This window comes from Sphingomonas faeni (assembly GCF_040407505.1).
Lineage (GTDB): Bacteria > Pseudomonadota > Alphaproteobacteria > Sphingomonadales > Sphingomonadaceae > Sphingomonas > Sphingomonas faeni_E.
The window spans coordinates 517,188-530,155 of the sequence record NZ_JAPZPQ010000001.1; the positions used below are offsets into that span (position 1 = coordinate 517,188).

The window sequence follows — 12,968 nt, forward strand, 5'->3', positions numbered from 1 at the left end:
TGGGGGATCAGGTCATCGCCGCGTAGATCATCGTCTTCAGCTCGCGGCGGATGGGATAGAAACTGCTCGGCGAAAGCTGCGTCATGAACACCATCGACAGCCGCTCGACGGGGTCGACGAAGAACGCGGTCGAGAACATCCCGCCCCAGTAAAACTCGCCTTTCGACCCAGGCACCATCGTCTTCGCGACGTCGTCGGTGATCGCGAACCCGAGCCCGAAGCCGGTACCGGCGTTCGATGCCTCGCTGAACAGCGACTTCGACATCGCTGCGAGATCCGATTTTCCGGGCAGGTGGTTCTGCGTCATCAGGTCCAGCGTCTTGCGTCCGAGGATGCGCGCGCCGTCGAGTTCGCCACCGTTGAGCAGCATCGTGTTGAAACGGTGGTAATCGAGCGCGGTCGAGACGAGCCCACCGCCGCCGGACACGAGCTTGGGCTGCCGGCTCCACGCGCTCTCCGCGCCGCGATCGTACATCACGCGGCCCTTGCCCGGCGCGAGCGTGTAGCAGTCCGTCAGGCGATCGAGCTTCTCGGAGGGAACCTGGAAGAAGGTGTCGTCCATCTTCAGCGGCGCGAAGATGCGTTCTTTGAAGAACTGGTCGAGCGGCAGGCCCGACACGCGCTGCACGACCGCGCCAAGCACGTCGGTCGCGACCGAATAATTCCACGCGGTGCCGGGCGAGAATTCGAGAGGAATCTTCGCCAGCGCGCCGATGAAGCCATCGAGATCATACCCGCCATGCCAGCCCTCGATCTTGCCGTCGCGGTACGCGGCATCGACGTTCGAACGGTTCTGGAAGCTATAGGTCAGCCCCGAGGTATGCCGGAGCAGGTCGATCATCCGCATCGGTTCGGCGGTTGGCCTGGTCACGAACGGCACGCCGCCACCGCCGCCATCATAGACGCCGATATCCTTGAACTCGGGCAGCACGTGGTGGACCGGCGTATCGACCGCGACGAGGCCCTGTTCGACCAGCATCATGAACGCGACCGAGGTGATCGGCTTGGTCATCGACGCGATCCGGAACAGCGATCCCTCGTCTATCGCCTTGCCGCCTTCGCGCGCCGCGCCCGCGTTCGAGAAATGGACGATCTCGCCGTCGCGCGCGATCAGCAATTGCGCGTTCGGCAGCTTGGCCGAATCGACGTAGCGCGTCCGGAGGAGCGTATCGATCGCCGCCAACCGGCTCGCATCGAAGCCGTGAGCGGCAGGTTCAGCGATTCTCATGATTTGGCCGTCCCTGTCATGACCCGCTCCATACCCCTAGTTCGAACTTGGTGCCTCTATTGCCTTGAGTGCGGCAGGAATCAACTATAACCTGTCTTCGAACAGGCGATAAGCCAAACCCGAAATTCAACTCTGGAGTCAACCGGTCTTGGCAAGCGAACCGATCATCGCACTCGATCCCTCCTGGCCGGCGATGTCGCTCGCCGATGCCGAGCGAATGCTGACCGCGCCCGGGGCGAAGTTCGAGATGGAGATGCTAACGATCAACGGCATCGAAACGCGCATTTGGAAGAACGCGCCGCCGTCGTTGCGCTGGCTGGCCGAGGCTGCGCGCGCGCATGGCGAACGGGTCTTCACGGCCTATGAGGACGAGCGCGTCACCTACGAGGCGAACTTTCGGGCGATCGCGGTGCTGGCGCACCGGTTGCGCGAGATGGGGATCGGCCCCGGCGACCGCGTCGCGCTGGCGATGCGCAACCTGCCCGAATGGCCGGTCGCGTTCTTTGCGGGTGCGAGCATCGGCGCGATCATGGTGCCGCTCAACGCGTGGTGGACCGGCGCGGAGATGGAATACGGCCTAGCCGACTCGGGCGCGCGCGTGCTGATCACCGACGACGAGCGTCATCATCGGCTGGAGGCGGCGTATGCGACGTTGCCGGCGCTGGAGCACGTGTTCGTCGCGCGCGCCGCGGAGCCGCTGACCGGGATCGTAACGCGGCTGGAGGACGTGATCGGCACCCCGCACGACTGGGCTGCGTTGCCTGACGTTGGCTTGCCCGACGCGACCATTGCGCCCGACGACGATGCGACGATCTTCTACACCAGCGGCACTACCGGCGCACCGAAGGGGGCGCTCGGCACGCACCGCAACATGATGTCGAACATCCTGTCGGGCGGCTATTCGTCGGCACGCTCGTTCCTGCGGCGTGGCGAGGCACCGCCCGAACCGACGCCGCGCGTGACTTTGACCGTGATCCCGCTGTTCCACGTCACTGCCTGCTCGGCGGGGATGATGGGGGTGATCGCGACCGGCAGCACGATGATCTTCATGCGGAAATGGGACACGATCCGCGCGATGGAGATTATCGAGCGCGAGAAGGTCAACATCACCGGCGGCGTGCCGACCATCGCGTGGCAGTTGCTGGAGCATCCCGACCGTGGCCGTTACGACCTCTCGTCGCTCGAATCGATCGCTTATGGCGGCGCGCCCGCGGCGCCCGAACTGGTGAAGCGCATCTATGCCGAGTTCGGCGCGATGCCCGGCAATGGCTGGGGCATGACCGAGACGATGGCGACCGTCACGCATCACGGCGGCGAGGACTATCTCAACCGCCCGACGAGTGCGGGGCCGCCGGTGGCTGCTGCCGACCTGAAGATCATGGCGGACGACGGCGTGACGGATGTGCCTCTGGGCGAGGTCGGCGAGCTATGGGCGCGCGGCCCGATGATCGTGAAAGGCTATTGGCACAAACCCGAAGCGACCGCCGCAACGTTCGTGGGTGGCTGGGTCCGAACCGGCGATCTAGCCCGCCTGGATGAAGAGGGATTCTGCTACATAGTCGACCGAGCCAAGGACATGATAATCCGCGGAGGCGAGAACATCTACTCCAGCGAAGTAGAGAACGTCCTATACGCGCACCCCGCGGTGACCGACGCGGCGCTGATCGGAATTCCGCACCGGATCCTCGGCGAAGAGCCGGCGGCGGTGGTCCATCTCGCACCGGGGGCGGTGACGACCGAGGCGGAGTTGCAGGGCTGGGTGCGGCAACATCTGGCGGCGTTCAAGACGCCGGTCGCGGTGCGCTTCGTGCATGAGACTTTGCCGCGGAATGCGAACGGGAAGATCCTGAAGAAGGATCTGCAGGTGCTGTTCGAGGACCGGGTGGGGGTGTCGGCGTAGGGGGCCATACCTGATACTGGTCCGTCATCCTGACGAGGAGCGGGGGCTTGGGATCAAGACATGATCGGACATGCCGCGGTCTTTTCGAGGAATTCCATCGCGCTGGCACCGCGCGCCGCTTGAATGCCGGCCGCGTTTACGGGATGGGAGTGGCAAAGGAATTGCCATGACGGACGAGGGTCTTCGCCAGGAAACGCACCAACCGCAGGGCGGGGACGGCGTCGTTGCGGAAGGTCCGCCGGCCGAGAGTGCGTTCGGGTTGCCGATCGCGGTCGGGGTCGAGGATGCGATGCGGATCGCGCAGCGTCGCGATCGGTTGCTTGCTGCCTTGACGCTGACTGCCGGTGTCGGGCTGATCCTCGCCACGCCGTTCGCGTTGAAATCTGGGGCGGAGTTCTTCTTGCCACTGACCATCGCGCTGGTGATTTCGGTCGCGCTCGTGCCGGTGCTGGAATGGCTTGAGCGGCGTCACGTACCGTCGCCGCTGGCCGCGATATTGTGTCTGCTGGTGTTCCTGATTGCGGCGAACATCGCGATCGCCGCAATCCTCGTGCCTGCGACCGACTTCTTCCGTTTGCTGCCGACGCGGCTGGATCGTATCCAGAGCAACCTCGCACCGTTGCTCGACCTGTATTCGAGCCTCGAGAAATACGTGAACAAGACGCTGCGCCAGGTCGCGTCGACGCCGATCAAGCAACCGGCGACCGCAGGCGTTGCCGCGCCGGGGTCGATCCTCGAACTCGCCGCGACGTCGGCGCCGGCCGTTATCGTGCAATTCCTGTTCGGCGTGCTGATCGTGTTCTTCTTCCTGTCGGGCTGGACGCGCATGCGGCGGCAGACGATCACCGGGCGAACCAGCTTCGACGGGGCGATGGCGACGGCTCGCGTGATCCAGGACATCGTCGACGACGTGTCGGCGTACCTCGGCACGATTACCCTCATCAACATCGTGCTGGGGATCGTCACCGGGACCGCTTTGTGGTTCATCGGCATGCCGTATCCGGCGATGTGGGGCGGGATCGTCGCGCTGCTCAATTACATTCCGTATTTCGGGCCGGTGATCGGTGCGTTCCTGCTCGCGCTGGGCGGGCTGATGACGTTCTCGGACATCTGGATGGCGATGCTGCCGCCGGCGCTGATGTACGGGCTGCATCTGGTCGAGGCGAACGCGATCACGCCGTTCGTGGTCGGGCACCGGCTGACGATCAGCCCGTTGCTGATCCTGATCTCGCTGAGCTTCTGGGGATGGGTGTGGGGCACGTCGGGCGCGTTGCTCGCGGTTCCGCTGCTGATCATCATCCAGACCATCGTGAAGGCCGCTGGCAAGCCCGATATCGCCGGGTTCCTGTTCGAGCACGGGACGCTGGTGCAGCCCAAGACCGGACGAAATCGCCGTCGTGGCGATCCGCCCGAGGCACAACGTGAAACTGGCGGATAATTTGGGTTGACGGTATCCGAACCCTCGCCTAGTTGCCGCCTCCACGCTGTTTCAGCGGGTGTAGCTCAGTTGGTTAGAGCGCCGGCCTGTCACGCCGGAGGTCGCGGGTTCGAGTCCCGTCACTCGCGCCATCGTTTGCCCTGACCGGGTAGATGGTTCGAGATAGCGTTGAGGTTTTGACGAGCCTTCCCGCGTGGCCTTAGGGTCGCTAGGGTTCGTCATTGGGAATGCGGGTGTAGCTCAGTTGGTTAGAGCGCCGGCCTGTCACGCCGGAGGTCGCGGGTTCGAGTCCCGTCACTCGCGCCACCCTGATGGGTGGCCGAGACCCCTTTTAGATTTTGGGTGCTGCGAGCATCCCGTCCAACCTCCGAGGTCTGGATCATCCCCCATTCCGTTCGTGCCGAGTAGAGACCGAGTAGCTCCGTCAGGAGCGTATCGAGGGCTCGTATCGAAGCATGGGTTCCGTGCGCTAACCTGTCCTTCGATACGCCCCCTCGATACGCCGCTACGCGACTACTCGGTGGCTACTCGGGACGAACGGTAGGGGGGGCGAACGGAGCGCGTCGGTTCGTGGGAGACGGCAGGCGAGGCAGGCTCTACCGCCCGATCTCCATCCAGCGCAGGACCGGCTTCAGCGGAGCGATCCAGATCAGGCCGGTGAACAGGTAGAACGCCAGTTGCCCCAGCCAGTGCCAGCTGCCGACGATGTTCGACAGGCTGACGATGGCCACGCACCACACCAGGATCAGGAGCAGGATGCCGAGCATGCCGACGGGTTTGCGCCAGGTTGGCGTCATGGCGTGATCCAGTCTGATTCGGTGGCGATGGCGTGGAGCGGGACGTCCCACGGGTCTGGGGTCAGCGTGTCGACTTCCTGCAAAGACAACGCAACCCCGACGCGCCAGGCGTTCGGGTGCGCGAGGAAGGCGCGGTCGTAATAGCCGGCGCCCTGGCCGATCCGGTTGCCGCTGCGATCGAAGCCGACCAGCGGGGTCAGGATGATGTCGGGTTCGAGTTCGGCGGCGTCTTCGGCGGGCTGGTGCAACCCGAACGGTCCGGCGATCAGCGCCGCCTCGGTCGCCCAGGACAGGAAGCGCATCGGCAGCGAGCGGCGGACGACATGGGGCAGGGCGATGACGCATCCCGCATCGACCGCGGCGCGCGCGAAGGGCGAGGGGTCCGCTTCGCCCCCGAACGGGACGTAGGAGGCGACCGTCAGTCCGGGTTTCAGCCGTGCCAGAAACGCCGACGGCACGGGAAGCTCGACCGGCGGGCGGGTTTCCCGCGCGGCGCGGAGCGAGGCTCTCAGCGCGCTCTTGTCGGTCATGCGCTTGCAACCCTGAGATAGGGAGAAGATGGTGGTGTGGCGGGCCCACCATGGCCGTGTGCCGGGTTATCCACTGACGCACGGTACGTCAGGTGGGGACCATGTGCTTCGGACCAGGATCCTAACAGGGACAGCCCCCTATGGATGATGAATAGCCTCAGGGATAATAAAGGCTCGTACCGGGCAGAACCCGCCATGACCAATCTAGGCGTTGGGCGGGCTAAGCTCAAGGGCTTGTGCGAGGCCTTCGAGACGATCGGCGATCCGGGTGAGCGCGATCTCGCTGACCGCGGAGCCTTCGGGCGGCCGATGCGCGGCTTCGTCGAGGTCGTCGGCGAGCATCAGCGCGACGAACAGCATCGCGCGCTCCGCGCTGAGACCGCCAGCAGCGCGGTCCGCGGTCGCCCAGCGCTCGGCAACCATCGCGCCCAGCAGGCGCACGCGCGACTCTTCGCCGTCACGGCAGGCAACCGCGTGGGGGCGGCCGCCGATATCGAGCATGACCTGGGCCATCAGTTGGGGCTCCCTCGCGTGATGACGTCGTCGAGCGCGGCGACGGCTTCGGCCATCCGCGCCTTGAGTGCGGCGTGGCGCTTGGCGAGCGCGTCGCCGGCTTCGGTGCGGGCTGCAATGGCGGATTCGATCCGTGCGATCGCGGCGTCGATCCGTTCGACGGCAGTTGGTCCGTCGGGAAGTGTTTCTGACATGCCATGCGAGATAGCATGGACGGGGGGTGCGACAAGTCGGTTTAGGCGAAACCCATCACCATCCACGGTGTTGACAGGGCGCCCCACCGCCCCGCAAAGGCTGCGCGCCCGGAACGGACTCGCGGGCGTAGCGGAGAGACAGCAATGACGGTCAAGGTTGCGATCAACGGTTTCGGGCGCATCGGCCGTCTCGTCGCCCGTGCGGTACTCGAACAGTCGAACGGCGCACTCGAACTCGTCGCGATCAACGATCTCGGCGATGCCAAGTCGAACGCCTGGCTGTTCAAGCGCGACAGCGTCCACGGCAAGTATCCGGGCGAGGTTTCGGCCGAGGGCAACGAGCTGGTCGTCGACGGCAAGCGCATCCGCGTCACCGCCGAGCGCGACCCCGCCAACCTGCCGCACGCCGAACTGGGCGTCGACATCGTGCTGGAATGCACCGGCTTCTTCACCGACAAGGCGAGCTGCCAGAAGCATCTCGATGCGGGTGCCAAGAAGGTGCTAATCTCGGCGCCGGGCAAGAACGTCGACCTCACCGTCGTCTACGGCGTCAATCACGACAAGCTGACCGCCGAGCATACGATCGTCTCGAACGCGTCGTGCACCACCAACTGTCTCGCGCCCGTCGCCAAGGTGCTGAACGATGCGATCGGCATCGAGCGCGGCCTGATGACGACCGTGCATGCGTACACCAACGACCAGAAGATCCTCGACCAGATCCACCCGGACCTGCGTCGCGCACGCGCTGCGGCGATGTCGATGATCCCGACCACGACGGGTGCCGCACGTGCGGTTGCCGAAGTGCTGCCGGAGCTGAAGGGCAAGCTCGACGGTTCGGCAATTCGCGTGCCGGTGCCGGACGTTTCGTTGATCGACCTGACCTTCACGCCGTCGCGCGATACGACGCGTGAAGAGGTGAATGCGGTGCTGAAGGCGGCCTCCGAGAGTGGCCCGCTGGTCGGCGTGCTCGACTGGTCGGACGAGCCGCTCGTCTCGATCGATCTCCAGCATACCCCGGCGTCGTCGACGGTCGACAGCCTGGAGACTGCGGTGATCGACGGCAAGCTCGTTCGCGTCGTCAGCTGGTACGACAACGAGTGGGGGTTCTCGAACCGGATGGTCGATACGGCGACCGCGATGGCGAAGTTCATCTAAGCCTGCGAGTTATGCGTCCCCTGTTCCGTTCGCTTCGAGCGCAGTCGAGAAGTCTTCTCCCGTGACAGATGGTGTCTCGACTGCGCTCGACACGAACGGGGAGGGGGCGGTGGCCCAGGCCCCGGCCTCAACGATGGTTGGCACGATCGCCGGGATCGCTCGCCACGCCCGCGCCAAAGCCTCGATGGAGGTCATCGAGGATGTCGAGATCACAATCGAGGCTGGCCTGCACGGCGACTTCCGCGGTCGCGTGAAGCCCGGCGGCAAGGGGCGGCGGCAGGTCACGTTGCTCGAACGTAGCGACTGGGACGCGGCGATGGCCGAAGTTGGGCGCGATATTCCGTGGTACGAACGGCGTGCCAATCTGCTGGTCGACGGCTTCGACCTTCCCCAGATACCCGGCACGCGGCTCCGCATCGGCGCGGACGTCGTGCTGGAGGTGACGCGCCACACCGATCCGTGCGACCGCATGGATGCACTGGCGCCGGGATTGTTCGCCGCGCTGACGCCGGACTGGCGGGGCGGGGCCTGTGCCCGAGTTTTGATGGGCGGCAGAATCGCCGTCGGTGATGAGATCAGGATCGAAGAACCATGACCAAGCCATTCAAGACGCTCGATGATATGGGCGATGTCCAGGGCAAGCGCGTGCTCGTGCGCGAAGACCTCAACGTGCCAATGGCCGAGGGTCGCGTCACCGACGATACCCGTCTGCGCGCCACCGTAGCGACCGTTGGCGAACTCGCCGACAAGGGCGCGATCGTCCTTGTCCTAGCGCATTTCGGTCGTCCGAAGGGCGTGCCGAGCCCTGAATTCTCGCTGTCGCAGGTCGTGAAGCCGTATAGCGAAGTGCTTGGTCGCGAAGTGCGCTACATCGACTGGGAGGGGGCGGATGACGCCGTCGCTACGCTCGAGCCCGGCGACATCGCAGTGCTGGAGAACACGCGCTTCTTCGGTGGCGAGGAGACCAACGACGCGGCGGTCGTCCAGCGGTTTGCAAGCCTTGGCGATCTCTACGTCAATGATGCCTTCTCAGCGGCGCACCGCGCGCATGCCTCGACCGAGGGTCTCGCGCACGTCCTACCCGCCTTTGCCGGCCGCGCGATGGAAGCTGAGCTCGACGCTTTGCAGAAGGCACTTGGCGAGCCCGAGCATCCGGTCGCGGCGGTCGTCGGTGGCGCGAAGGTGTCGTCGAAGCTTGACGTGCTGCGCCATCTCGTAACCAAGGTCGATCACCTGATCATCGGCGGCGGCATGGCCAACACCTTCCTCGCAGCGCGCGGGGTAGATGTTGGCAAGAGCCTGTGCGAGCATGAGCTTGCGAGCGTTTGCGAACAGATTATGGAAGCTGCGGACAAGGCGAACTGCACGGTCCACCTGCCGTACGACGTGGTGGTCGCCAAGGAGTTCAAGCCGAACCCCGCCACCCGTACGGTCAACGTGCACGAAGTCGCCGCCGACGAAATGATCCTCGACGTCGGCCCGGCCGCTGTCGAATCGCTTGGCGACGTGCTGAAGAACTGCCGCACGCTGGTCTGGAACGGCCCGCTCGGCGCGTTCGAGACGCCGCCGTTCGACAAGGCGACCGTCGCGCTCGCCAAGACCGCTGCGGCCCTCACCGAAGGCGGTTCACTCGTCTCGGTCGCCGGCGGTGGCGATACGGTTGCGGCGCTCAACCACGCTGGCGTCGCGGACGCGTTCACGTTTGTATCGACGGCAGGCGGCGCGTTCCTGGAATGGATGGAAGGCAAGACGCTTCCAGGGGTGGCCGCGCTCCACGGTTGAACTACGCGCGCATCCAAGCTATGTTTAACATGTTAAACGGAGACTCGGATGCTCGGCGTCAGGCTCGATAGCGAACTCGAAGAGCGACTCGCGGCAGTTGCGCGCACCCAAGGGCGCAGCAAGAGCGATATCGCACGCGAAGCCGTGCGACGCTATGTCGAGCGCCACGACGAGGCTTTCCTGGCGGAGGCGAAGCGGCAGTCGCTCGCGGCGGCGGCACTTGGCTGGACCGAAGAAGACGACGCATGGGAGCGGTTGGGTGTTGCCTGGGATGATCCGGAGCCTGCCAGCAATCGCCGTGATGCCGCCGAATGAAACGCGGTGATATTGTTACTATTGCCGACGCCAACGCGGGGGATTTTGCCAGCAAGCCGCGCCCGGCGCTCGTCGTTCAGACCGACGCGTTCATGCAAGACCATGACAGCGTGACGGTGTGTTTGATTACCAGCCAGCTTGCCGGCCTCGGAATGTTTCGTATACCGATCGCCGCAAATCCCGATACGGGACTCTTCAATCCGAGCGAGATCTGTATCGACAAGGTGCAGTCGGTCTGGCGGCATCGCGTCGGTCGACGGGTCGGTGCTGCTTCCAACGAAACCATGTTTGCGGTCGATCAGGCACTGCGCCGATGGCTTGAACTTTAAAATACTGAGAGAGGACTTACCCATGACATCCACGATCACGCCGCAAGTCAAAACGATTCTCGACAAGTACGAGGCTACCAGTTCGGCGGTGAAGGCGAACCTCGCGCGCATCCTGATGCAGGGCAAGCTCGGCGGTACCGGCAAGCTCGTGATCCTGCCGGTCGACCAAGGCTTCGAGCATGGTCCGGCGCGCAGCTTCTCGGTCAATCCGGCGGCGTACGATCCGCATTACCATTACCAGCTCGCGATCGATGCCGGGCTCAGCGCCTATGCCGCACCGCTCGGGATGCTCGAAGCGGGCGCGGATACGTTTGCGGGGCAGATCCCGACGATCCTGAAGTGCAACAGCTCGAACAGCTGGGCGACGACGATCGACCAGGCGGTGACGGCGACCGTGTCGGACGCGGTACGGCTCGGGTCGGCGGCGATCGGCTTCACCATCTATCCGGGCGCGGACCAGTTCTTCGACCTCGTCGAGGAGATCCGCGAGCTGAGCGAAGAGGCGAAGTCGGTCGGCATCGCCACCGTGATCTGGTCGTACCCGCGCGGCGGCGAGCTGACCAAGGACGGCGAGCTCGCTTTGGACGTCGGCGCCTATGCCGCGCACATCGCGGCGCTGCTCGGCGCGCACATCATCAAGACCAAGCTGCCGACCGCGCATATCGAGCAGAAGGAAGCCAAGCCGCTCTACGCGAACACCGACTGGTCGAAGCAGTCGGACCGCGTGAAGCACGTCGTCCAGTCGAGCTTTGCCGGGCGTCGCATCAACGTCTTCTCGGGCGGCGTGTCGAAGGGCGAGGACGCGATCTTCCAGGACGCGCGCGACATTCGCGACGGCGGCGGCAACGGCTCGATCATCGGCCGCAACACCTTCCAGCGTCCGCGCGACGAGGCGCTGGCGATGCTCGACCGGATCATCCGGATCTACAAGAACGAGGAATAAGCCTCGGTTTGACTGCACGTCACCTCGGTCATGCGCCGGGGTGACGTGGCGGGTATGAGCGGCTAGGGGGCGGACATGACCGAATTCGAAGATCCGCTGGGCCCGCTCGATCCCAATTTCGCCGAGAATTTTCGCCGCGACATGCGCCGGCCCGCTTGCCAGCTTTACCTGGTGTCGCCGCTGGACGTTGGTGGCGACTTTCCGGAGCGCCTCGCCCGCGCGCTCGATGCCGGGCCGGTGGCGGCATTCCAGTTCCGCGTGAAGGATATCGACCAGCATGCGGCTGCCGCGCTCGGGGAGCCGTTGCGGGCGATCTGTGCCGAGCGTGATGTGGCATTCATCGTCAATGACGATATCGGGCTGGCCAAGCGGCTTGACGCGGATGGCGTCCATCTCGGGCAGGACGATGGCGATCCGCGCGAGGCGCGGGCGCAGCTTGGACCCAATGCGCAGATCGGCGTGAGCTGTCACGGCAGCCGCCATCTGGCGATGGAAGCGGGCGAGGCCGGAGCTGACTACGTGGCGTTCGGGGCGTTCTATCCGACCACGACGAAGGTCGCGACGCATACCGCCGAGCCGGTGATTCTATCGTGGTGGTCGACGCTGTTCGAGATGCCGTGCGTCGCGATCGGCGGGATTACGCCGGAGAATGCTGGTCCGCTGGTTGCTGCGGGTGCCGACTTCATCGCCGTGTCGAGCGCTGTTTGGGGTGGCGACGAGGTCGCTGCGATCAAGGCGTTCGGCGAGGTTCTCGCGAAGCGCTGAGCCGTTGGAAACAACCGTCGTCCCGACCGTTTGATGCAGCAGCGTAACGGTTTGGGATGATGGGCATGACGGCATTTGCGACGAAAGCTTCGGTTCTTGCGGCGTGCCTGTTCGGGGTCGCGTCGCCAGCGGTAGCGCAGACCGCGCCGGCCAAGCCCGTACCGATCGATCGCAACATCCTGCACGTGCAGGTGATCCTCGACCATCTCGGCTTCGGGCCGGGCGTGCTCGACGGGCGGGGCGGGCAGTCGCTGGTCGCCGCGCTGAAGGGGTTCCAGGAGGCGAAGGGGCTGCCGATTACCGGCAAGTCTGACGCGCGGACGTTGCAGGCGCTGTATCCGTACCGCTCCGCGCGGCCGACCGTGACGGTCGCGCTGACGCCGGAGATGCTGGCGGGGCCGTTCGTCAATCCGTTCCCCAAGGATCCCGCCAAGCAGGCCGAACTCCCGTCGCTTGGCTACAAGAATGTCATGGAGAAGCTCGGCGAGATGTTTCACACGACGCCAGCGGTGATCGTGGCGCTGAACGCGCCCACCACGAGGCTGACTCCGGGGACCAAGGTGGTGTTCCCCAACGCGTTGCCGACCTCGCGCGCGTATGATCCGAAGCTGAAGCCGGACTGGATCGCGACGCTCACCATGCTGAACGTCGATGCGAAGCAGCCACAGGCGGACCATTTCGTCGTCGACAAGTCGGACGGCGTGCTGCGCGTGCTCGATGCGAACGACAAGCTGATCGCGCAATTCTCCGCGACGATGGGATCGAGCCACGACCCGCTGCCGCTCGGCACGTGGACGATCAAGGGCTCCGATTACAATCCTAAGTTCCACTTCAATCCGGCGCTGTTCTGGGATGCGAAGAAGGGGCAGCAGAAGGAGATGCTGCCGCCGGGGCCGAACGGTCCGGTCGGCGTTGTCTGGATGGACCTGTCGAAGGAGCATTACGGCATTCACGGTACGCCCAACCCGGAGACGATCGGGCGTGCGGAGAGCCATGGCTGTATCCGCCTGACCAATTGGGATGCCGCGCGGTTGTCGATGATGATCAAGCCGGGGACCAAGGCCGTGTTCCAGGCGTAA

At 65.0% G+C, this 12,968-nt stretch carries 15 protein-coding genes and 2 tRNA genes; 12 read left to right on the top strand and 5 right to left on the bottom strand.

The genetic code is table 11. The features are described from left to right. Positions 1–7 precede the first annotated feature (7 nt). The gene (locus O6X71_RS02490; protein WP_353464296.1) at positions 8–1,228 is read right to left on the bottom strand and encodes a serine hydrolase domain-containing protein; all 1,221 of its coding nucleotides are present in this window, start codon (positions 1,226–1,228) and stop codon (positions 8–10) included. Between the two features lie 193 nt (positions 1,229–1,421). On the opposite strand from O6X71_RS02490, the gene O6X71_RS02495 reads away from it, so the two are divergent. The 4 genes from O6X71_RS02495 to O6X71_RS02510 all read left to right on the top strand — a co-directional run bounded on the left by O6X71_RS02495 (position 1,422) and on the right by O6X71_RS02510 (position 4,872). Then, positions 1,422–3,128 carry a class I adenylate-forming enzyme family protein gene (locus O6X71_RS02495; RefSeq protein ID WP_353465043.1) on the top strand — a complete coding sequence of 569 codons (1,707 nt, stop codon included), beginning with the start codon at positions 1,422–1,424 and terminating at the stop codon, positions 3,126–3,128. A gap of 289 nt (positions 3,129–3,417) precedes the next feature. Next, the gene (locus O6X71_RS02500) at positions 3,418–4,566 is read left to right on the top strand and encodes an AI-2E family transporter (RefSeq protein WP_107962265.1); all 1,149 of its coding nucleotides are present in this window, start codon (positions 3,418–3,420) and stop codon (positions 4,564–4,566) included. Positions 4,567–4,620: 54 nt separating this feature from the next. Beyond that, positions 4,621–4,697 (top strand) — tRNA-Asp (locus O6X71_RS02505). Between the two features lie 98 nt (positions 4,698–4,795). After that, positions 4,796–4,872 (top strand) — tRNA-Asp (locus tag O6X71_RS02510). 290 nt (positions 4,873–5,162) lie between these two features. Here O6X71_RS02510 and O6X71_RS02515 read toward each other — a convergent pair. The 4 genes from O6X71_RS02515 to O6X71_RS02530 all read right to left on the bottom strand — a co-directional run bounded on the left by O6X71_RS02515 (position 5,163) and on the right by O6X71_RS02530 (position 6,600). Continuing rightward, complete coding sequence (locus tag O6X71_RS02515) at positions 5,163–5,363, bottom strand: DUF2842 domain-containing protein (RefSeq protein WP_353464298.1); 201 nt, start codon at positions 5,361–5,363, stop codon at positions 5,163–5,165. Beyond that, a complete protein-coding gene (locus O6X71_RS02520; protein ID WP_353464299.1) occupies positions 5,360–5,893 on the bottom strand; it encodes a 5-formyltetrahydrofolate cyclo-ligase in 534 nt (177 codons plus the stop codon). Before O6X71_RS02520 ends, O6X71_RS02515 begins: the two co-directional genes overlap by 4 nt. A gap of 204 nt (positions 5,894–6,097) precedes the next feature. Beyond that, entirely contained in the window at positions 6,098–6,406 is a 309-nt protein-coding gene (locus O6X71_RS02525; protein ID WP_056048487.1) for a cell division protein ZapA, read from the bottom strand. Next, positions 6,406–6,600 (bottom strand): hypothetical protein, encoded by a 195-nt coding sequence (locus O6X71_RS02530; protein WP_181321090.1) that lies wholly within the window; start codon positions 6,598–6,600, stop codon positions 6,406–6,408. Before O6X71_RS02530 ends, O6X71_RS02525 begins: the two co-directional genes overlap by 1 nt. Before the next feature lie 144 nt (positions 6,601–6,744). Between O6X71_RS02530 and gap the strand changes: the two genes are divergently transcribed. The 8 genes from gap to O6X71_RS02570 all read left to right on the top strand — a co-directional run bounded on the left by gap (position 6,745) and on the right by O6X71_RS02570 (position 12,968). Beyond that, the gene (gap, locus tag O6X71_RS02535; RefSeq protein ID WP_353464300.1) at positions 6,745–7,755 is read left to right on the top strand and encodes a type I glyceraldehyde-3-phosphate dehydrogenase; all 1,011 of its coding nucleotides are present in this window, start codon (positions 6,745–6,747) and stop codon (positions 7,753–7,755) included. Between the two features lie 184 nt (positions 7,756–7,939). After that, on the top strand, positions 7,940–8,350 hold the full coding sequence (locus O6X71_RS02540) for an MOSC domain-containing protein (RefSeq protein ID WP_435368452.1): 411 nt from the start codon (positions 7,940–7,942) through the stop codon (positions 8,348–8,350). Further along, positions 8,347–9,537 carry a phosphoglycerate kinase gene (locus O6X71_RS02545; RefSeq protein ID WP_353464301.1) on the top strand — a complete coding sequence of 397 codons (1,191 nt, stop codon included), beginning with the start codon at positions 8,347–8,349 and terminating at the stop codon, positions 9,535–9,537. Before O6X71_RS02540 ends, O6X71_RS02545 begins: the two co-directional genes overlap by 4 nt. A 48-nt stretch (positions 9,538–9,585) precedes the next feature. Then, positions 9,586–9,852, top strand: coding sequence for a type II toxin-antitoxin system RelB family antitoxin (gene relB, locus O6X71_RS02550; RefSeq protein ID WP_093397274.1), 267 nt, complete (start codon positions 9,586–9,588; stop codon positions 9,850–9,852). After that, a complete protein-coding gene (locus O6X71_RS02555) occupies positions 9,849–10,181 on the top strand; it encodes a type II toxin-antitoxin system PemK/MazF family toxin (protein WP_353464302.1) in 333 nt (110 codons plus the stop codon). Before relB ends, O6X71_RS02555 begins: the two co-directional genes overlap by 4 nt. Before the next feature lie 22 nt (positions 10,182–10,203). Then, a complete protein-coding gene (locus tag O6X71_RS02560; protein ID WP_353464303.1) occupies positions 10,204–11,124 on the top strand; it encodes a class I fructose-bisphosphate aldolase in 921 nt (306 codons plus the stop codon). A gap of 75 nt (positions 11,125–11,199) precedes the next feature. Beyond that, positions 11,200–11,889 carry a thiamine phosphate synthase gene (gene thiE / locus O6X71_RS02565; RefSeq protein WP_353464304.1) on the top strand — a complete coding sequence of 230 codons (690 nt, stop codon included), beginning with the start codon at positions 11,200–11,202 and terminating at the stop codon, positions 11,887–11,889. A 65-nt stretch (positions 11,890–11,954) separates the two neighbouring features. After that, on the top strand, positions 11,955–12,968 hold the full coding sequence (locus O6X71_RS02570; protein WP_353464305.1) for a L,D-transpeptidase family protein: 1,014 nt from the start codon (positions 11,955–11,957) through the stop codon (positions 12,966–12,968).